We start from the raw sequence: 21,059 nt of genomic DNA on the forward strand, positions 1-21,059 counted from the left end.
TACCGAAAGGGTCTAGAGTCTTTTCCGGGCCTTACCGATCCGTGTTCGGGACCGAAGGAGCGACCATGGTCGACCGACAGCACTGGGAGCAGTGGCAGCGCAGCTGGGACCGCCAGCAGGAGTGGTACCTGCCCGACCGCGAGGAGCGGTTCCGGGTGATGCTCGACGTCGTCGAGGCGGTGACCGGCCCCGAGCCCCGCGTCCTCGACCTCGCCTGCGGGACCGGCAGCATCACCGAGCGGCTGTTCGCCCGGCTGCCCGGCGCCGTCAGCGTCGGCGTCGACCAGGACCCGGCGCTGATGACCATCGCCCGCGGTGTCCTCGGCGACGACCGGCGGTTCACCCTCGTGACCGCCGACCTCAAGGACCCGGAGTGGGCCCGGGCGCTGCCGCCCGGGTCGTTCGACGCCGTGGTGACCGCGACCGCCCTGCACTGGCTGCCCACCGACGACCTGGTCCGGCTCTACGGCGATCTCGCCGGGCTGGTCCGGCCCGGCGGCGTCTTCCTCAACGCCGACCACACCCCCGAGGCGTCGATCCCGCTGCTCAGCGCCGCCGACGCGGCCCTCCGGCACCGGCGCCAGGAGCGCGAGACGGCCGAGGGCGTCCTCGACTGGGAGGGCTGGTGGATCGCCGCCGCGGCCGACCCGCTGCTCGCCGAGCAGGTGGCCGCGCGGAACGCGATGTACGGGTCGCACGCCGACGGCGCGTCGCATCCGGCCGGCTGGCACACCGGGCGGCTGGTCGAGGCCGGGTTCCGCGAGGCCGGGGTGGCGTGGCGCTCCGTCAGTGACGCCCTGGTCGCGGCGGTCCGCTGACGCCGCGAACGGCGGGTCCCCGGCCACCGGGGGCCGTCGGCCACGGCCCCCGGCCCGGCGGTGAGCCACCGCGGACGGGGCGGCGGGGCGGCGCGCGACACCCGGCGGGTTCAGCGCAGCAGCCCGGCGTCCATCCCGGACGCCTCCGGGGGCAGCGCGACCAGTCCCAGCTCGGCCGGCGAGGCCAGCCTCGGATGGGCCGGCAGCACCCGGACGGTGTAGCCGAACGGACCGGTGCGGCAGAGCTCCAGGGAACCCTCGTACCTCGTCCGCCCGTCGAGGTCGGGCCCGCCGACCGGTTTGAGGGCGAGCAGGCAGCCGTCCGAGATCCGGTCCGACTCGTCGACCCGGCCGGAGACGGCCTGCACCTCGACGTCCGCGGGTTCCAGCGGACCGAGCGCGACCTGCACCCGCAACGCCAGCGAACTCCCCAGTTCCTGCGCCTCGTCCGGGCAGTCCGCCTCGACGTGCTCCACCCGGACGGCCGGCCAGCCCTCCCGGACCCTGGCCTTCCAGGCGGCCAGTTCACGCGCTCCGGCGTGCGGGACGGCGGTCGGCCCGGTCTCCAAGCCCCCCGCCTCACCGACGACGCCCGTCTCCGCCACCGCTCCGACGACCCCTGCCGCCCCGACGATCCCTGCCGCCCCGACGGCCGGGCCGGCCGCCGCCAGCTCGCGCTGGGCGACCGCCGCCGGGGCGTAGAGCCGCTCCACGTACTCGCGGACCATCCGGCCCGCCAGCACCTTGGGACCGAGGGTCACCAGGGTGTGCCGGACCATCGCGATCCACCGGTGCGGCAGCCCGTCGCCGCCCCGGTCGTAGAAGCGGGCGGCCACCTGCTCCTCGATCAGGTCGTACAGCGCGGCGGCCTCGATGTCGTCCCGCCGCTCGGCCTCCCGGCTCTCCGGATCGAGCACCCCGTCGCCGGTGTCGGCCGTGGGGATCGCCCAGCCGTTCTGGCCGTCGAACCACTCGTCCCACCAGCCGTCCAGCACGGACAGGTTGAGGCAGCCGTTGAGCGCCGCCTTCATCCCCGAGGTGCCGCAGGCCTCCAGCGGGCGGAGCGGGTTGTTGAGCCAGACGTCGCAGCCCGGGTAGAGGTGCCGGGCCATCGCCATGTCGTAGTCGGGCAGGAAGACGATCCGGTGCCGGACGGCCGGGTCGTCGGCGAAGGCCACCATCTGCTGGATCAGCCGCTTGCCGCCGTCGTCGGCCGGGTGGGCCTTGCCGGCCACCACGATCTGGACCGGCCGGGTCGGGTGCAGCAGCAGGGCGCGCAGGCGCTCCGGGTCGCGGAGCATCAGGGTGAGCCGCTTGTACGAGGGCACCCGGCGGGCGAACCCGATGGTGAGGACGTCCGGGTCGAGCACCGAGGCGACCCAGCCGAGTTCGGCCTCACCGGCGCCGCGCTGGCGCCAGGAGGCGCGCAGCCGGCGGCGGGCCTCGTCGACCAGCTGGGCGCGCAGGGTGCGGCGCAGCTCCCAGATCTCGGTGTTGCCGATCCGCTCCAGGCCGGTCCAGCGCTGGGTGTCGCCGGTGGTCATGGCCGCCTCGGCGCGGTCGGCGCCGATCTCGGCGGCGCCGAGCCGGACCACCGCCGGGTCGATCCAGGTCGCCGCGTGGACGCCGTTGGTGACGGAGGTGATCGGGACGTCGGCGGTGTCGAACCCTGGCCAGAGACCGCTGAACATGGACCGGCTGACCTCGCCGTGCAGGGTGGAGACGCCGTTGGCGCGCTGGGCGAGCCGCAGACCCATGGCAGCCATGTTGAACAGCTTGGGGTCGCCGCCGCGCCAGCTCTCGGCGCCGAGTGCGAGGACCTGCTCGACCGGGACGCCGGGCAGGGCGGTGTCCCCGCCGAAGTGCCGGGCGACCAGGTCGCGGTCGAACCGGTCGATGCCGGCCGGGACGGGCGTGTGGGTGGTGAAGAGGGTGCCGGCCCGGACCGATTCCAGGGCCGCCGCGAAGTCGAGTCCGGCGTCGGCGACGAGCTCGCGGATCCGCTCGACGCCGAGGAAGCCGGCATGGCCCTCGTTGGTGTGGAAGACCTCGGGGGCGGGGTGGCCGGTGAGCCGGCCGTAGGCGCGGACGGCGCGGACACCGCCGATCCCGAGCAGCATCTCCTGAAGGAGCCGGTGCTCGCTCCCGCCGCCGTAGAGGCGGTCGGTGACGTCGCGCTCGGCGGGCGAGTTGGCCTCGATGTCGGAGTCGAGCAGCAGCAGCGGGACGCGCCCGACCTGGGCCTTCCAGACGTGCGCGGCCAGGGTGCGGCCGCCGGGCAGCGCGAGGTCGATCCGGCAGGGGGTGCCGTCGGTCTCGCGGAGCAGGGTGACGGCCAGCTCGTCCGGGTCGAGCAGCGGGTAGCGCTCCTGCTGCCAGCCGTCCCGGTCGAGGGACTGCCGGAAGTAGCCGTGCCGGTAGAAGAGCCCGACGCCGATGATCGGGACGCCGAGGTCGCTCGCGGCCTTGAGGTGGTCCCCGGCGAGGATGCCGAGGCCGCCGGAGTACTGGGGCAGCGCGGCGGCGATGCCGTACTCGGGCGAGAAGTAGGCGACGGCGGCGGGCAGCGGGACGTCGGCCGCCTGCCCGGCCGACTGGTACCAGCGCGGGCCGGCCAGGTACTCCCGGAGGTCGTCGGCGAGGTCTCCGAGTCTGCGCAGGAAGCGCCGGTCGGTGGCGAGCGCGGCGAGCCGGGCGGCCGGGACCTCCCCGAGCAGTCGCACCGGGTCCTCGCCGGTCGCGGCCCAGACCTCCGGGTCCACGGACCGGAAGAGGTCCCTGGTCTCGGGGTGCCAGGACCAGCGCAGGTTGAGGGCCAGCTCGTGCAACGGCTGGAGTTGTTCGGGCAGGACGGTGCGGACGGTGAATCTGCGGATTGCCTTCACGGCGTGAAGCGTAGCCGCGGCCACTGGCATGATGGTGCGTCAGTTGGTCTATTCGACCTCCGTTCGGCCTATTGATGAGATCGCATTCGGCGCATTGGGCTGCACGGGGGGCGCACGAGGCGCACTTTTCCGGGGGCCGCGCCACCAATACGTGAACACGGCGGAAAAGATCCTTTTCCGGTGACGGTTCCGACCCCGATCACGCCCGAAACTACTGTCATACCGCTGCGAAAGTCGTGTCGCCGATGCGACGATGAGCCAAGGTCGTTGATGCTTCGGGGTGTGCGGAGACGGGTGGCGCTCCCCCGAGAAGCAGCACGTCCGAATCCTTTTCGCGTTGACCGTTCCCCTTCTTCCTTGGTCCATTCGGCGCTCACCGCGCACCGACGCGTGTCCTCGGACTCGGCCTGCTCGTTCACGGGTGGGTTGGGTCACCCAGGGGTGTGCCCCGAGAGGCGTGCGCCGGGACGCGCGCGGGCTCTCGAGGGTCCCGCCACGGGCTCGGCGGGAGCGGGGCAGGTTGCCGGGGACGGCGGCGCGGGCAGGCTTCCGGTCGCACGTCCTCCCCACCCAGCAGTCCTCCCGGTACTCCCCTGGCCCCGCCGGCCCGCGGGAGCTGCCGCCGATCTCGGGCAGGAGTTTGGCATGCACGGCGACACGCGGGACCAGTCCACACCGGTGGCCGACAGCCCCGACGCAGCGGTCGCGGAATCGTCCGGACGGATGGATTCTGACATCCGGACAGACGCGTCGATGCCGGGTCCCCGGGGAGCCGGGGCTATCCGTACGGAGCGAGCGGACGAACCGGCCCGACAACCCGGGGCCGAGGAGAGCCGACCCGCGGCACCGCGCAAGCGCACCACCACCACACGGCGCAGCGCGACCGCCGCCGAGCCCGCCACCGCGAAGGCCGGGACCGGCACCGAGCCGGTCGGCCGCGGCGCCGCGACACGCAAGCCCGCCGCCGGCAAACCCGTCACGAGCAAACCCGCCGCCCGCAAGCCCGCCGCCCGCAAGACGACAGAGAGCGACACCGTGATCGGCCGCATCCCCGTCCTGGACGTCAGCCCCCTCGTAGACGCCGGCCGCCGCCCGGCCAAGGCGGTGGCCGGCGAGACCTTCCTGGTCACCGCGACCGTCTTCCGCGAGGGCCACGACGCGGTCAACGCCAACGTGGTCCTGCGCGACCCGCGCGGCCGCAGCGGCCCGTGGACGCCGATGCGCGAGCTGGCCGAGGGCACCGACCGCTGGGGCGCGCACGTCACCCCGACCGCGCCGGGCCGCTGGTCGTACCTGGTGGAGGCGTGGTCCGACCCGGTCGCCACCTGGCGCCGGACGGCGTCGATCAAGCTGCCGGCCGGGATCGACACCGCGCTGGTCCTGGAGGAGGGCGCCCAGCTGCTGGAGCGGGCCGCCTCCGGGGTGCCGAAGAAGGACGGCCGGGCCCAGGTGCTGGCCGCGGTCGACGCGCTGCGCGACCCGGGTCTGCCGCCGCTCTCCCGGCTGGCCGCCGCGCTCGCCCCGGACGTCCAGGAGCTGCTGGCCCGGTTCCCGCTGCGCGAGCTGCTGAGCGCCTCCCGCCCGCTCCCGCTCCAGGTGGACCGGGAGCGGGCGCTGTTCGGCTCCTGGTACGAGTTCTTCCCCCGCTCGGAGGGGGCGGTGGTCGACCCGTCGGGCGTCGAGCCGCCGCGGTCCGGCAGTCTCCGGACGGCGGCCGAGCGGCTTCCGGCGGTCGCCGCGATGGGCTTCGACGTGGTCTACCTGCCGCCGGTCCACCCGATCGGGCGAGCCTTCCGCAAGGGGCCGGACAACACCCTGACGGCCGGTCCGCACGACGTCGGCTCGCCGTGGGCGATCGGCTCGCCGGAGGGCGGCCACGACGCCGTCCACCCGGACCTCGGCACCATCGAGGACTTCGACCACTTCGTGGCCGAGGCGGCGGCGCTGCACCTGGAGGTGGCGCTGGACTTCGCGCTGCAGTGCTCGCCGGACCACCCGTGGGTGAACAAGCACCCGGAATGGTTCAGCCACCGCACCGACGGCACCATCGCCTATGCCGAGAACCCGCCGAAAAAGTATCAGGATATTTATCCGATCAACTTCGACCAGGACATGGACGGAATCGTCAAGGAGACGATCCGGGTGCTCCGGTTCTGGATGGCCCACGGCGTGCGGATCTTCCGGGTCGACAACCCGCACACCAAGCCGGTGGCGTTCTGGGAGAAGGTGCTCGCCGACATCGCCCGCACCGACCCGGACGTGGTGTTCCTGGCCGAGGCGTTCACCCGCCCCGCGATGATGCACACCCTGGGGAAGATCGGTTTCCACCAGTCGTACACGTACTTCACCTGGCGCAACACCAAGCAGGAACTCATCGAGTACCTCACCGAACTCTCCGGTGACGCGGCCGCCTACATGCGGCCCAACTTCTTCCCCAACACGCCGGACATCCTGCACGACTTCCTCCAGCACGGCGGTCCGGCCGCGTTCGCGGTGCGCGCCGTACTGGCCGCCACCCTCTCCCCCAGCTACGGCGTGTACGCCGGCTACGAGCTGTACGAGAACGAGCCGGCACACCCCGGCTCCGAGGAGTACCTGCACTCGGAGAAGTACGAACTGCGCCCCCGGGACTGGAGCCGCACCGACACCCTCGCCCCGCTGCTCACCGTCCTGAACCGGCTGCGCCGCCGTCACCCGGCCCTCCAGCAGCTGCGTTCCCTGCGCTTCCACCCCACCGACAACGACCAGGTGCTCGCCTACTCCAAGACCGCCCTGACGCCCGACGGCCTCACCGACCACGTCATCACCGTGGTGAACCTGGACCCGCACCACGCCCAGGAGGCCACCGTCACCCTCGACGGGGAGGGGCCGTACGCGGTCCACGACGAGCTCACCGGCGCCGCCTACACCTGGGGCCGGCACAACTACGTCCGGCTCGATCCCTCAACCGAGCCGGCTCACCTCCTCACGGTTCGGAGGAACCCAGCGTGACAGTGAACGAGCCCGTTCCCGACACCTTCCCCGAGACCTCGAAGAAGAACCTGGACCCGGAATGGTTCAAGCGTGCGGTCTTCTACGAGGTGCTGGTGCGGTCCTTCCAGGACAGCAACGGCGACGGGGTCGGGGACCTCCGGGGGCTCACGTCCAAACTCGACTACCTGCAGTGGCTCGGGGTCGACTGCCTCTGGCTGCCGCCGTTCTTCGCCTCACCGCTGCGCGACGGCGGGTACGACGTGGCGGACTACAAGTCGGTCCTGCCCGAGTTCGGGGACCTCGCCGACTTCATGGAGTTCGTCGACGCCGCCCACCTGCGCGGCATGCGCGTGGTCATCGACTTCGTCATGAACCACACCAGCGACCAGCACCCGTGGTTCCAGGCCTCCCGGGAGGACCCGGACGGCCCGTACGGCGACTTCTACATGTGGGCCGACGACGACAAGCAGTACCCCGACGCCCGGATCATCTTCGTCGACACCGAGACCTCCAACTGGACCTACGACCCGGTGCGCAAGCAGTACTACTGGCACCGGTTCTTCTCGCACCAGCCGGACCTCAACTACGACAACCCGCGCGTCCAGGACGAGATGATCGCCGGGCTCCGGTTCTGGCTCGACCTCGGCATCGACGGCTTCCGGCTGGACGCGGTGCCGTACCTGTTCGCCCGCGAGGGCACCAACTGCGAGAACCTGCCGGAGACCCACGAGTTCCTCCAGCGGGTCCGCAAGGAGATCGACGCCAACTACCCGGACACCGTGCTGCTCGCCGAGGCCAACCAGTGGCCGGAGGACGTCGTCGACTACTTCGGCGACTTCGCCTCCGGCGGCGACGAGTGCCACATGGCGTTCCACTTCCCGGTGATGCCGCGGATCTTCATGGCGGTCCGCCGGGAGTCCCGGTACCCGGTCTCGGAGATCCTCGCCAAGACGCCGAGCATCCCGCGCGGCTGCCAGTGGGGCATCTTCCTGCGCAACCACGACGAGCTGACCCTGGAGATGGTCACCGACGAGGAGCGCGACTACATGTACGCGGAGTACGCCAAGGACCCGCGGATGCGCGCCAACGTGGGCATCCGCCGCCGGCTCGCCCCGCTGCTGGAGAACGACCGCAACCAGATCGAGCTGTTCACCGCGCTGCTGCTCTCCCTCCCCGGCTCGCCGGTGCTCTACTACGGGGACGAGATCGGCATGGGGGACAACATCTGGCTCGGCGACCGGGACGGCGTCCGGACCCCGATGCAGTGGACCCCGGACCGCAACGCGGGTTTCTCGTCCGCCGACCCGGGCAGGCTCAGTCTGCCGCCCATCATGGATCCGGTGTACGGCTACCAGGTGACCAACGTCGAAGCACAGCAGAGCAGTTCGAGTTCACTGCTGCACTGGACGCGTCGCATGATCGAGATCCGCAAGCTCAACCCGGCCTTCGGCCTCGGGACGTACACCGAACTGCCCTCCAGCAACCCCGCGGTGCTGGCCTTCGTCCGTGAGCACGAAGGGGACCTGGTCATGTGCGTGAACAACTTCTCGCGGTTCGCACAGCCGACCGAACTGGACCTGAGGCAGTTCGGAGGACGCTACCCGGTCGAGCTGATCGGCGGAGTGCGCTTCCCCTCGATCGGCGAGTGGCCGTACCTGCTCACCCTCGCCGGGCACGGCTTCTACTGGTTCCAGCTCCGCCGGCCCCCCCGGTTGAGCGGAACCAGGCATCCGAAGTAACGATCCGGCAGCCGCCGGAAGCTCATCGAACCCTCCGGGGGCGCGAGTTCGAACCCGCGCCCCCGGAGTTCTCTGCACCACCGCGTACGGAGAACAGCCCAACGGCCACCCACACGAAGGCGTGACACCCGGGCGCAACGCTCGCGTGCCGTCGCCGCCGCGCCGCCGCAATCCGGAAGACTGACGGACCCGGCCAGACCCGTCGGGCAGTCCGCCCGCCTCTTCCGGGGAAAGGGAGTCATGTCCGAAACCTCCCGTTCTCAAGCTCCACTGCACCGTGACACCCCCGCCGGCTCCGCCGTGCCGGTCGGCACGCGAGGCACCGGGGCCCGGAGAACCGCCCTGGGGGTCAGCGAACTCGTCCAGGCGGCTCTGCCCCTGATCGCCGAGTGGCTCCCCACCCAGCGCTGGTACGCCGGCAAGGGACGGCCGATCACCGGCCTCACCCCCCTCGTCGGCACCCCCCTCCAGGTCGGCGACCCCGCCCTGCTGCACCTGCTGCTCCGGGTCGAGCACGCCACCACCGCCGGCGCGCCGCACGGCGACCTGTACCAGCTGCTGCTCGGCATCCGCTCGCAGGGCCCGGCCGGCATCGAGCCGACCGCCGTCCTCGGCCGGCTCACCCAGGGCCCGTACGACGGTGCGGCCCTCTACGACGCCGTGCACGACCCCGAACTCACCGGTCGGCTGCTCGAACACCTCGCCACCGGCGACCGGTTCGGCTCGCTGTCGTTCCGCCGCACCCCCGGCTCCGGGCTTCCCACCAACCTCCCGGGCCGCGCCTCCACCGCCGAGCAGTCCAACAGCTCGGTCATCTACGGCACCTCCTACATCCTCAAGCTGTTCCGGCGCATCCACCCCGGCACCAACCCCGACCTCGAACTCTCGCTGGCGCTCTCCCGGGCCGGCTCGACCCGCATCCCCCGGGTCGCCGCCTGGTTCGAGAGCCGTCTGGAGCGCGCCGAGCCGGCCACCCTCGGGCTGCTCCAGCGCTACCTGCCCGAGGCCGAGGACGGCTGGGAGCTCGCGCTCGACCAGGTCGGCCGCCTCAAGGGCGACCCGTCCCCCGGCAACTTCGCCATCGAGGCCCACCGGCTCGGCCGGGCCACCGCCGAGGTCCACCGGGTACTGGCCCGCTCGATGCCCGTCGCCCGCCTCGACCGCGCGCAGACCCGACGGCTGGCCTCCGCGATGACCGACCGCCTCGACAGCGCGGTCGCCGCCGTCCCCGGGCTGATGCGCTACCGGGCCGCGCTGCGCTCCGCCTTCCAGCAGATGGCCGACGCCCACCCCGACGGCCTGCCGGTCCAGCGGATCCACGGCGACCTGCACCTCGGCCAGGCCATGCGCACCCCGCACGGCTGGGTGCTGCTCGACTTCGAGGGCGAACCCGCCAAGTCGGTGACCGAGCGGCGCGAACCGCAGACGGCGCTGCGGGACGTGGCAGCGATGCTCCGTTCCTTCGACTACGCCGCCGCCCACCTGCTCGCCGGCGGACCGTCCGACCCGGAACTGGCCCACCTCGCGGCCGCCTGGGCGCAGCGCAACCGCACCGCCTACAGCGCCGGCTACACCGCCGGCGGCGGCACCGACCCGGCCGCCTCCCCCGAACTGATGCGCGCCCTGGAGATCGACAAGGCGGTGTACGAGGTCGTGTACGAGGCCCGGCACCGGCCGAGCTGGCTGCCGATCCCGCTCGCCGCCATCAACCGCCTGGCGCTCACCGTCTGATCCCGCTCCGTCCGGCTCCGTCCGGCTCCACCTGTCGCCACCCGCTGTCCCCCGCTCCACCCGAGTCCGCCCTCATCCGCCGGAACCAGCCGCCGGCGAGTTCACCGACGCCCCTCCGAACCCGCCGGCCCCGATCCAGGAGGTCCTCGCAGTGACGCCGCTCGACCCGCCAGGCCGCACCACCCGCACCGTGCCGGCCACCTTCCTGGCCGGCCCGGACTCCCCGCAGCGCGAGCCCGCGACCGCCCGGCGGGCCGAGCCGCGGCCGCCGGCCGTACCGGCCCCGGCCAACGCCGCCCCGACCAACGCCGCCCCGGCCCCGGTCGCCGGCCCCGAGGCCCGCGACGCCCCCGCCGGCACCAGGACCGCCGCCGCGGCAGCCGGGGTCTCGGCCGGGCGCCCGGCCGACACCGGGACCACCGACCGGGCGGGTGCCGCCGCCGAGGCCGCCGCACCGTCCGGGGCACTGCGGCTGCCCGAGGCGCCGCTGCCGCCCGCCGAGGTCGACCGGCTGGTCGGCGGACAGCACCACGACCCGCACTCCCTGCTCGGCGCCCACCCCGTGCACGGCGGCACCGCCATCCGGGTGCTCCGCCCGTTCGCCGAACGCGTCGTCGTCGAGACCGCGCTCGGACCCGCCGAGCTCACCCACCAGCAGAGCGGCCTCTTCACCGGACTGCTCCCCGGCGCCGGACCCGCCGCGCCGGACCCGGTCGACTACCGGCTGCTGGTCAGCTACCCGGGCATCGAGCCGATCCGCCAGCACGACGGCTACCGCACCCCGCCCACCCTCGGCGACCTCGACCTCCACCTGATCTCCGAGGGCCGGCACGAACAGCTCTGGCAGGCCCTCGGCTCCCACGTGCGCACCGTCGACGGGGTCGCCGGCACCGCCTTCGCCGTCTGGGCGCCGAACGCCGCCGGGGTCCGCCTGATCGGCGACTTCAACCACTGGGACGGCTCCGGCCACCCGATGCGCTCGCTCGGCTCCTCCGGCATCTGGGAGCTGTTCGTGCCCGGCCTCGGCGAGGGCACCCAGTACAAGTACGAGATCCGCACCCGGCAGGGCTGGATCCTCGACAAGGCGGATCCGCTCGCCCGCGCCGCGCAGATCCCGCCCGGCACCGCCTCGGTCGTCACCACCTCCGCCCACCGCTGGCAGGACGACGAGTGGATGGCCGGCCGGGCCCGCACCGCACACCACCGCGCCCCCATGTCGGTGTACGAGCTGCACCTGGCGTCCTGGCGCCCCGACCTCACCTCGTACCGCGCCATCGCCGAGGAACTCCCCGGGTACCTCAAGGAGTTGAACTTCACCCACGTGGAGCTCATGCCGGTCATGGAGCACCCCTTCGGCGGCTCCTGGGGCTACCAGGTGTCCGGCTACTACGCGCCCACCGCCCGGCTCGGCACCCCCGACGACTTCCGGCACCTGGTCGACACCCTGCACCGGCACGGCATCGGCGTCATCGTCGACTGGGTGCCGGCGCACTTCCCCAAGGACGACTTCGCCCTCGCCCGGTTCGACGGCGAGCCGCTGTACGAGCCCGCCGACCCGCTGCGTGCCGAGCACCCCGACTGGGGCACCCTGGAGTTCGACTACGGCCGCGTCGAGGTGCGCAACTTCCTCGTCGCCAACGCGGTCTACTGGTGCGAGGAGTTCCACATCGACGGCCTGCGGGTCGACGCCGTCGCCTCGATGCTCTACCTCGACTACTCGCGCGAGGGCGGCGCCTGGACCCCCAACCAGTACGGCGGGCGGGAGAACCTCGACGCGGCCTCGTTCCTCCAGGAGATGAACGCCACCGTCTACCGCCGCTGCCCCGGCGTCATCACCATCGCCGAGGAGTCCACCGCCTGGGACGGCGTCACCCGGCCCACCGACAGCGGCGGCCTCGGGTTCGGCCTCAAGTGGAACATGGGCTGGATGCACGACTCGCTGGTCTACATCGGCAAGGAACCGGTGCACCGCAGGTACCACCACAACGAGATCACCTTCTCGATGGTGTACGCCTACTCCGAGAACTACATCCTGCCGATCTCGCACGACGAGGTGGTGCACGGCAAGCAGGCCCTGGTCTCCAAGATGCCCGGCGACTGGTGGCAGCAGCGCGCCAACCACCGCGCCTACCTCGGCTTCATGTGGGCCCACCCGGGCAAGCAGCTCCTCTTCATGGGACAGGAGTTCGCCCAGGGCGCCGAGTGGGACCACGAGCAGGGCCCGCAGTGGTGGGTGCTCGACGAGCAGTGGCCCGCCCACCAGGACCACCTGGGCGTCCGCCGCCTCGTCCGCGACCTCAACCGCCGCTACCTCGACGCCCCCGCCCTCTGGGAGCTGGACACCACCCCGGCCGGCTTCCGCTGGCTCGACGGCGGCGCCGCCGAGGACAACCTGCTCTCGTTCGTCCGGTACGCCGCGGACGGCACCCCGCTGGTCGCCGTCTGCAACTTCTCCCCCGTGGTCCGCCACGGCCGCCGCGTCGGCCTGCCCGCCCTCGACGGCCGCGACCAGCTCTGGGAAGAGGTCCTCAACACCGACGCCGAGACCTACGGCGGCAGCGGCATCGCCAACTCCCGCCCCGTGAAGTCCGAGCCCGTCGAGTGGAACGGCCAGCCCCGCAGCGCCGAACTGGTCCTCCCCCCGCTCGCCACCCTCTGGCTGCGCCCCGTCTGACGCTCCCGGCGGGTGCCGGCCCGCGGGCCCGGCACCCGCCCCCGCGGCGCGGTCGCGCCCCGCGGCAGGGGCCGTTGTGCCTGGCGGCGGTGGCCCCTAGGCTCCCCCGGGCGGTTACCGATCGTCGGCGGCTGGGGGGCCTCGCGCGTGGCAACGTTCCTGGGGTGGGCCTACGTTCTGCTGCCCCCGGCCTGCTGGGCGGTGCTGGCGCGCACCCGCACGACCGGAGCGGCGGTCGGCGCCGTCCTCGCCGGCCTGGCGGCCGTCCCGGTCGGACTGGAACACGGCTGGTTCCACAGCCGGGCCACCGCCGAGTCCGAGGCCGGCTATCCGCTGGCCGCCGGCCTGGTCGTCCTGGCCGGTGCGCTGGTCGAGCGGCGGCGGTGCGGCCCCCGGCCGTCCCCGGAGTACAGCCGCCCGGTGGCCGTCGCGACCCTCGCCACCGCCGCCCACAGCCTGATCGGCCTCGTCATCGGCCTCCTCTACCAGCTGGCCGTCCACGAGCCGTACTCCCCCGCCCGGGCCGAGTTCTCGCTGCCGGCCGGACTCACCGTCGAACACGACAGCGGCGACGATCCCCGCTGCGCCCTGCACTTCTGCGTCCGCGAACTCACCCTCGGCAGCCCCGAGGGCCTGCCCGGCTCCGAGGTGGGCCGCCGGGTGCGCGAACGGCTCGCCGCCGACGGCTGGCGGCCCGGACCGAACGACACCCTCCGCCGCCGGCACGGCTGGCTGCTGGACAAGCGGGTGACCGTGCTCCGCCTCGACGAGCTCGACCGGGGAGCCGTGGTCGAGCTCGTCGGCCCGGACCGCTTCTCGCCCCTGTGACCTTCGACCCTTGCCGGGGTACGACCACTCTGCTCGCGGACGGGCGTTCAGGGTGCGAAGGTATGGTCGATATGACCACTTTCTGAGACGACGGGACGGAGAGAGCCACGTGGCGCGCAGCGTGTACGTGACCGGGATCGACCGGGGGGACGGGCGACAGGCGGTGGAGCTCGGGGTCATGGAGCTGCTCACCCGCCAGGTGGACCGGGTCGGGGTGTTCCGTCCGCTGGTACACGCGCACGCGCCCGTGGGAGCGGCTTCCGGCCGCCCGGCCGGGGGAGGGCCCGGGTCGGACCACGTGGTCGAGCTGCTGCGGGCCCGGTACCGGCTGGACCTGCCGGCCGGCGAGCTGTACGGGCTGACGTACGAGGAGGCCGCCGCGCTCCAGGCCGCCCAGGGACAGGACGAGCTGGTCTCGGTCCTGGTGGACCGGTTCCGGGCACTGGAGCGGCGCTGCCAGGCCGTACTGGTGCTGGGCACCGACTTCGCGGACACCAACATCCCGGACGAGCTGGCCTTCAACGCCCGGCTCGCCAACGAGTTCGGCGCCGCCGTCCTGCCGGTGGTCGGCGGGCACGGCGAGGACGCCGCCACCGTGGTCGCCGAGGTCCGCAACGCCCACCGGGCCTACACCGACCTGGGCTGCGAGACCCTGGCGATGGTCGCCAACCGGGTCGCGCCGGGCGCCAAGCAGCCGGTCCAGCGCAAGCTCACCGAGAAGCTGCCGATCCCCGCGTACGTCATCCCCGAGGAGCCGGCGCTGGCCGCGCCGACCGTCGCCCAGCTGGTCGAGGCGACCGGCGCCGAGGTGCTGATCGGGGACGCCGCGGGCCTGGCCCGGGACGTCCGCGGCTTCGTCTTCGGCGGCGCCATGCTGCCGACCTTCCTCGACGCGCTGACCGAGGGCGCCCTGGTGGTCACCCCCGGGGACCGCGCCGACCTGGTGATCGGCTCGCTGGCCGCGCACGCCGCCGGCGCGCCGCCGATCGCCGGCGTGCTGCTCACCCTCGGCCAGCACCCGGGGCCGAACGTGATGGCACTCGCCGCGCGGCTGGCCCCCGGCACCCCGGTCGCGGTCGTGCCGGAGGGCAGCTGGCTCACCGCCGCCGCGCTCACCCACCTGGAGGGCAAGCTCTCCGCAGCCAGCCCGCGGAAGGCCGACCTCGCCCTCGGCCTTTTCGAACTTCACGTGGACACGGCCGAGTTGACCAACCTGATCGAGGTCGGCCGGTCCGAGCGGGTGACCCCGATGATGTTCGAGCACGCGCTGCTGGAGCGGGCCCGGGGCGCCCGCCGGCACGTCGTGCTGCCGGAGGGCACCGAGGAACGGGTACTGCGCGCCGCCGAGATCCTGCTCCGCCGCAACATCTGCGACCTCACCCTGCTCGGCGAGGTCGACGCCGTCCGCCGCAAGGCAGCGGGCCTGAGCATCGACCTCCCGGCCGAGAACCCGGCCGCCGACCGCGCCCAGGTCCGGATCGTCGACCCGACCACCAGCCCGCTGCGCCGCCAGTTCGCCGAGCTGTACGCGAAGCTGCGGGCGCACAAGGGGATGACCGTCGAACTGGCCCTGGACGTGGTCACCGACGTCTCCTACTTCGGCACCCTGATGGTCCAGGAGGGCATCGCCGACGGCATGGTCTCCGGCGCGGTGCACTCCACCGCGGCCACCATCCGGCCCGCCTTCGAGGTGATCAAGACCTCGCCGGGCGCGGCCATCGTGTCGAGCGTCTTCTTCATGTGCCTGGCCGACAAGGTGCTGGTGTACGGCGACTGCGCCGTCAACCCGGACCCGGACGCCCAGCAGCTGGCCGACATCGCCATCCAGTCGGCCGCCACCGCCGCCCAGTTCGGCGTCGAGCCGCGGGTCGCGATGCTGTCCTACTCGACCGGCACCTCCGGCTCGGGCGCGGACGTCGACAAGGTCCGCAAGGCCACCGAACTCGTCCGCGAGCTGCGCCCGGACATCCTGGTCGAGGGGCCGATCCAGTACGACGCGGCGGTCGACGCCCACGTCGCGGCCACCAAGCTGCCGGGGTCCGAGGTGGCCGGCCGGGCCACCGTGCTGATCTTCCCGGACCTCAACACCGGCAACAACACCTACAAGGCCGTCCAGCGCTCGGCCGGCGCGGTCGCCGTCGGCCCGGTGCTCCAGGGGCTCCGCAAGCCGGTCAACGACCTCTCGCGCGGCGCGCTGGTGCAGGACATCGTCAACACGGTGGCGATCACCGCCATCCAGTCCCAGGAACGCCGCGAAGGAGCAACGGCATGAGTGAAGGTACCCGCGTCCTGGTGCTGAACGCCGGCTCCTCGTCGGTCAAGTACCAGCTGATCGACATGCTGGACGGCGCCCGGCTGGCCTCCGGGCTGGTCGAGCGGATCGGCGAGGCCGGCGGCCGGCTGGTGCACACCCCGCGCGGCGGCGCCGAGCGGGAGAGCGTCCAGGCCTTCCCCGACCACGGCGCGGGGCTGAAGGCGGTCGCCGAGGAGCTGGCCGCCGACGGCCTCGGGCTGGACTCCCCGGAGCTGGCCGCGATCGGCCACCGGGTGGTGCACGGCGGCCTGCGGTTCACCGAGCCGACCGTGATCACCGACGACGTGCTCCGGGAGATCCGCCGGCTGATCCCGGTCGCCCCGCTGCACAACCCGGCCAACATCACCGGCATCGAGGTGGCCCGCGCGCTGCGGCCCGACCTGCCCCAGGTCGCCGTGTTCGACACGGCCTTCCACGCCTCGATGCCGGAGCACGCCGCCCGGTACGCGGTGGACAAGGAGGTCGCCGACCGGCACCGGGTGCGCCGCTACGGCTTCCACGGCACCTCGCACCAGTACGTCTCGCGGGCCACCGCGCGGCTGCTCGGCAAGGACCCGGCCGAGGTGAACGTGATCGTGCTGCACCTGGGCAACGGCGCCTCGGCGTCGGCGGTCGCGGGCGGCCGGTGCGTGGACACCTCGATGGGGCTGACCCCGCTGGAGGGCCTGGTGATGGGCACTCGTTCGGGTGATATCGATGCGGGCGTGGTCTTCCACCTGCACCGGGTCGGCGGGCTCTCGATCGACGAGATCGACGACCTGCTCAACCGTCGCAGCGGCCTGCTGGGCCTGTGCGGCGACAACGACATGCGCGAGATCATGCGCCGCTCGGAGGAGGGCGACGAGGACGCGCGGCTGGCGTTCGACGCCTACATCCACCGGCTGCGCAAGTACATCGGCGGCTACTACGCGGTGCTCGGCCGGGTGGACGCGATCGCCTTCACGGCGGGTGTCGGGGAGAACGCGGCACCGGTCCGGGCGGCCGCCACGGCCGGCCTGGACGGGCTGGGCATCGCGGTCGACCCGGAACTCAACTCGGTACGCTCGCGCGAGCCCCGGCTGATCTCCCCCGAGTACGCACGGGTGGCGGTCGCCGTCGTGCCCACCGACGAGGAGTTGGAGATCGCCCGGCAGGCCTTCGCCCTGGTGCACCGGTCGTCCGAAAACTGACCCCCCGTCGTCTCGCTCCCCGGAATCCTTCGTCGGCGATTCCTCTCGATTCGGGCCGAATGCACCTATAACACGAACGGATAGACTGATCGATATGCGCCGAGCGAAAATTGTCTGCACCCTGGGTCCGGCGACGGACTCCTACGAACAGCTGAAGGCCATCGTCGAGGCGGGCATGAACGTCGCCCGACTGAACATGAGCCACGGCACCCACGCGGACCACGAGGAGCGGTACCGCAAGGTCCGCCAGGTCTCGGAGGACACCGGCAAGGCCATCGGCGTCCTGGCCGACCTCCAGGGTCCCAAGATCCGTCTGGCGACCTTCGCCAACGGCCCGGTGACCGTCGACAACGGCGACGAGTTCACCATCACCACCGAGGACGTCCCCGGTGACCAGCACATCTGCGGGACCACGTACAAGGGCCTGCCCGGCGACGTCAAGGCCGGCGACCCGATCCTGATCAACGACGGCGTCATCGCCCTGGAGGTCGTCAGCGTCGACGGCCCGCGGGTGCGGACCGTGGTCGTCGAGGGCGGCGTGCTCTCGAACAACAAGGGCATCAACCTTCCCGGCGCGGCCGTCAACGTGCCCGCGCTGTCCGAGAAGGACAAGGACGACCTGCGCTTCGCGCTGGAGCTGGGCGTCGACATGGTCGCCCTCTCGTTCGTCCGCAACGCGGCCGACGTCAAGGACGTCCACGAGGTCATGGACGCGGTCGGCATCCGGGTGCCGGTCATCGCCAAGATCGAGAAGCCGCAGGCCGTCGAGGCCATGGAGGAGATCGTCCTCGCCTTCGACGCCATCATGGTCGCCCGCGGTGACCTGGCCGTCGAGTACCCGCTGGAGCGGGTGCCGCTGGTCCAGAAGCAGCTCATCACGCTGGCCCGCCGGAACGCCAAGCCCGTCATCGTCGCCACCCAGATGATGGAGTCGATGATCCACGCCTCGCGCCCGACCCGCGCCGAGGTCTCCGACGTCGCCAACGCCATCCTGGACGGCACCGACGCGGTCATGCTCTCCGCCGAGTCCAGCGTGGGCAAGTACCCGATCGAGACCGTCCGCACCATGAGCCGGATCTGCGAGAAGGCCGAGGAGGAGCTGCTCTCCCAGGGTCTCCAGCCGCTCAACCCGGGCCGCAAGCCGCGCACCCAGGGCGGCTCGATCGCCCGCGCCGCGTGCGAGCTGGGCGACTTCCTCAACGGCAAGGCGCTGGTCGCGTTCACCAAGTCCGGTGACACCGCGCGCCGGCTCTCCCGGTACCGCTCGCCGATCCCGGTGATCGCGTTCACCCCGGACAACGCCACCCGCAACCAGCTCTCGCTGAGCTGGGGCGTCGAGGCCCACGTGACCGAGCAGGTCGGCTCGACCGACGAGATGGTGGCCCAGGTCGACGGCGAACTGCTCCGCATCGGCGAGCTGGCCGAGGGCGACACCGTCATCGTCACCGCCGGCTCCCCGCCCGGCGTCCCCGGCAACACCAACATGGTCCAGGTCCACCACCTCGGTACCCGCAGCGACAAGTAGTCCCCCGCACGACGCCCGTGGGGCGGCTCCTCCGGTCGGAGGGGCCGCCCCACGGGCGTTCGGTTCCGGTGTCCGGGCCGGAGCCCGCCCGGGGCTACTTCGCGTTGCCCACGTACGGGGTGTCGTCGTTGTAGAGCTGCATACCGGGGATCGTCAGGGTGCCGCCGAACTGACCGGCCTGGACGGCGGTGACGCCGGTCAGCTCCAGCCAGAGCGGCAGTTGGAGCTGACCTATCAGGTCGTACAGCCACTGTGGCAGGGGCCCGTCCGGCGTGAGGGTGAGCTCCCCCAGGTCGATCGGGATCGGCAGGCCCAGCACCTTGGACAGGTGGCCGGAGAGCCGCTCCACGTACATGGTGACGGTGCCGCTGCGCATGGTCGAGACCGAGCCGGGCGCGCCCTTGACGTGGAAGGTCTTGTCGTTGCCCTCCAGCGTCGACATGTGCAGGTTCTCGATGTCGACGCTCTCGACCTCGAACTTCAGCACCCGCTTGGTGCCGGTGGGCGTCTGGACGTTGACCACACCGAGCAGCACCGCGTGGTTCAGCACCAGCCGGGAGGTCTGCAGGGTCCAGTTCTGGTCCGGGACGAGGATCGGGTTGTCCGGCGGCTTGCCGGCCGGGTTGAGCGCCTTGGTGTCGACCAGGCAGTTCGGGTCCTTGGTCGGCGTGGCCGAGGCCGAACCGGAGGGCGTCGGGGTACCCGGCGCGGAGGACCTGGCCGGGGCCGACGGCGAGGAGCTCGCCCCGGAGCCCGCGGAGGAACCGGCGGTGGGCTTGGTGGAGGACTTGGTGGAGGGCTTGGTGGAGGGCTTGGCGGAGGCCGAACCGCTCGGTGCTCCGGACGGTGCTCCGGACGGGGTGCCGCTCGGGACACCGCTCGCCGTACCGCTCGGGGTGACGGGCGCAGGCGCGGTGGCGGTCGGCGCCGGTGCGGTCGGGGCGGGTCCGGTCGGCGAGGGCGCGGGAGCGGCCGGGGCCACCGCGTGGAGGCCGGCGGACGGCGCCGCGGTCGGGCTCGGCGCACCGCCCGGGCGGACGAGGTCGATGACGCCCCCGACGATGTCGTCGATGAGCCCGGCCCGGGTGGCCCCGCCCGCGGTGCCGGCGGTCGCGGCCGGCGGCGGGGTCGCGGCCTTCGGCTGAGGTGCCGACGGCGCGGCACTCGTCGCCGCGGCGGTCGGCGCGGCAGTCGGCGGGACGGCCGTCGGGACGGCCGTCGTGGGGACGGCGGGCGTGGGGACGGCCGTCGGGGCCGTGGCCGGCACACTCGCCGGTGGAGTCGCCGGGGCGGTCGTCGGGGCGGTCGCCTCGGGAAGCGGGACCGACGGGCCCGGGATCGGCGGCGGCAGCTCGCTCTTCGGGACGGGCGTCTCGGCCACCTTCGGCGGCAGCGGCGCGGCGTCCGGCGCGGTGGCGCACGGCTTGCTCGCCGAGGTCTCGGCGATGGCCGAGCCCGGCGTGTAGGCGGCGGCCATCAGCAGGGCGGTCGGTACCGCGGCCATCGCCAGCGCGCGGCCGCGCAGGCGGATCCGGACGGGTGTCCGGGGCGCCGCGTGCCGGGCGGAGCGCGGGGCGGGAACGACGGGATCCCCCTGCCGCTCGTCGGGCTCGGTCACCGAACCTCCTTGGGCTCGCCGGCCTGCGGCGGAACGGTTCCCTCGGCGGCGGGCCCGGCCGGGCCCCCGACCGACGGTTCGCCCTGGGCGGGGACGGCCGGGAGCGGCGCGGTGGCGGCCTCGGCGTCGGTCCCCTCGGCGGCGAACGCCCCGGCGGCAGCCGTCCCGGTGGCGGTCCTCTCGGCGACGCCCTGGTCGGCACCCGGGTCGACGGCCTCGACCGCCGCCTCCGGCACCGGCGCCCAGGCCATCATCAGCCCGCCGCCGATGAGCCCGGGCAGCAGGGCCAGGCCGAAGCCGGCCAGGTTCGAGACCGGGATCGAGACGAGGATGAGCAGCGTGGTGGCGACGCCCGCGAAGATCCGCACGGCGGGCTGGAACCAGGCGGTGAAGCCGAGCAGGATCAGCAGCACGCCGATGATCAGCGAACCGGCGCCCGCCGTGGTCGACATGGCGATGGTGACGCCGCCCAGCGACAGGTTCGCATAGGGGAAGTACAGGATCGGGACGCCGGCGATCATGGCCAGCAGACCGCCCCAGAAGGGCCGGGTACGGCGGAATTCGCGGAAGTTCCGCCAGAGCCATCCGACCGGGTTCCGGTGTTCGGGCCGAGCGTCGGCCGTTGCGCTGGACATGGTGCAGCTCCTCGATGTCTCTACGAGGGAGAAACAGTGGCGTGGGGCCGGGGGGGGGCGGGGGCCCCCCCCCCCCCCCCCCAAAGGACCCCCCCCCCGGGGGGCCCCCCCCCCGCCCCCCCCACCCAGCGGAAACACCCCCCGTGGGCC

At 73.0% G+C, this 21,059-nt stretch carries 12 protein-coding genes; 9 read left to right on the forward strand and 3 right to left on the reverse strand.

Annotated features, from left to right (window positions below; translation table 11 throughout):
• Positions 1-65 precede the first annotated feature (65 nt).
• Positions 66-818, forward strand: coding sequence for a class I SAM-dependent methyltransferase (locus tag ACFWIC_RS20990; protein WP_329952200.1), 753 nt, complete (start codon positions 66-68; stop codon positions 816-818).
• Positions 819-928: 110 nt separating this feature from the next.
• Here the strand turns inward: ACFWIC_RS20990 and glgP are convergent, their stop codons facing one another.
• Positions 929-3,703: an alpha-glucan family phosphorylase gene (gene glgP / locus ACFWIC_RS20995; RefSeq protein WP_380519694.1), complete on the reverse strand. Its 2,775-nt coding sequence runs from the start codon at positions 3,701-3,703 to the stop codon at positions 929-931.
• Positions 3,704-4,738: 1,035 nt separating this feature from the next.
• Between glgP and ACFWIC_RS21000 the strand changes: the two genes are divergently transcribed.
• The 8 genes from ACFWIC_RS21000 (at position 4,739) to pyk (ending at position 18,656) form a co-directional block, all read left to right on the forward strand.
• Positions 4,739-6,694: an alpha-1,4-glucan--maltose-1-phosphate maltosyltransferase gene (locus tag ACFWIC_RS21000; RefSeq protein WP_355409016.1), complete on the forward strand. Its 1,956-nt coding sequence runs from the start codon at positions 4,739-4,741 to the stop codon at positions 6,692-6,694.
• Entirely contained in the window at positions 6,691-8,415 is a 1,725-nt protein-coding gene (treS, locus tag ACFWIC_RS21005; RefSeq protein ID WP_329882976.1) for a maltose alpha-D-glucosyltransferase, read from the forward strand. The genes ACFWIC_RS21000 and treS overlap by 4 nt, the downstream gene beginning before the upstream one ends.
• 240 nt (positions 8,416-8,655) lie before the next feature.
• Positions 8,656-10,146, forward strand: a complete 1,491-nt coding sequence (locus tag ACFWIC_RS21010) for a phosphotransferase (RefSeq protein WP_380357199.1) — start codon at positions 8,656-8,658, stop codon at positions 10,144-10,146.
• Between the two features lie 151 nt (positions 10,147-10,297).
• Positions 10,298-12,820: a 1,4-alpha-glucan branching enzyme gene (gene glgB / locus ACFWIC_RS21015; protein WP_380519695.1), complete on the forward strand. Its 2,523-nt coding sequence runs from the start codon at positions 10,298-10,300 to the stop codon at positions 12,818-12,820.
• Between the two features lie 147 nt (positions 12,821-12,967).
• Complete coding sequence (locus ACFWIC_RS21020) at positions 12,968-13,648, forward strand: hypothetical protein (RefSeq protein WP_380519696.1); 681 nt, start codon at positions 12,968-12,970, stop codon at positions 13,646-13,648.
• Between the two features lie 109 nt (positions 13,649-13,757).
• Complete coding sequence (pta, locus tag ACFWIC_RS21025; protein WP_380357208.1) at positions 13,758-15,920, forward strand: phosphate acetyltransferase; 2,163 nt, start codon at positions 13,758-13,760, stop codon at positions 15,918-15,920.
• Complete coding sequence (locus tag ACFWIC_RS21030) at positions 15,917-17,131, forward strand: acetate kinase (protein ID WP_355408528.1); 1,215 nt, start codon at positions 15,917-15,919, stop codon at positions 17,129-17,131. The genes pta and ACFWIC_RS21030 overlap by 4 nt, the downstream gene beginning before the upstream one ends.
• Before the next feature lie 94 nt (positions 17,132-17,225).
• Entirely contained in the window at positions 17,226-18,656 is a 1,431-nt protein-coding gene (gene pyk, locus ACFWIC_RS21035; protein WP_355408526.1) for a pyruvate kinase, read from the forward strand.
• Between the two features lie 94 nt (positions 18,657-18,750).
• Here the strand turns inward: pyk and ACFWIC_RS21040 are convergent, their stop codons facing one another.
• Both ACFWIC_RS21040 and ACFWIC_RS21045 read right to left on the reverse strand, forming a co-directional pair.
• Entirely contained in the window at positions 18,751-20,274 is a 1,524-nt protein-coding gene (locus ACFWIC_RS21040) for a hypothetical protein (protein WP_380519697.1), read from the reverse strand.
• Entirely contained in the window at positions 20,271-20,909 is a 639-nt protein-coding gene (locus tag ACFWIC_RS21045; protein ID WP_380357215.1) for a DUF6114 domain-containing protein, read from the reverse strand. The genes ACFWIC_RS21040 and ACFWIC_RS21045 overlap by 4 nt, the downstream gene beginning before the upstream one ends.
• Between the last annotated feature and the right edge of the window lie 150 nt (positions 20,910-21,059).

Source organism: Kitasatospora sp. NPDC127035 (assembly GCF_042726075.1).
Taxonomy (GTDB): Bacteria; Actinomycetota; Actinomycetes; order Streptomycetales; family Streptomycetaceae; genus Kitasatospora.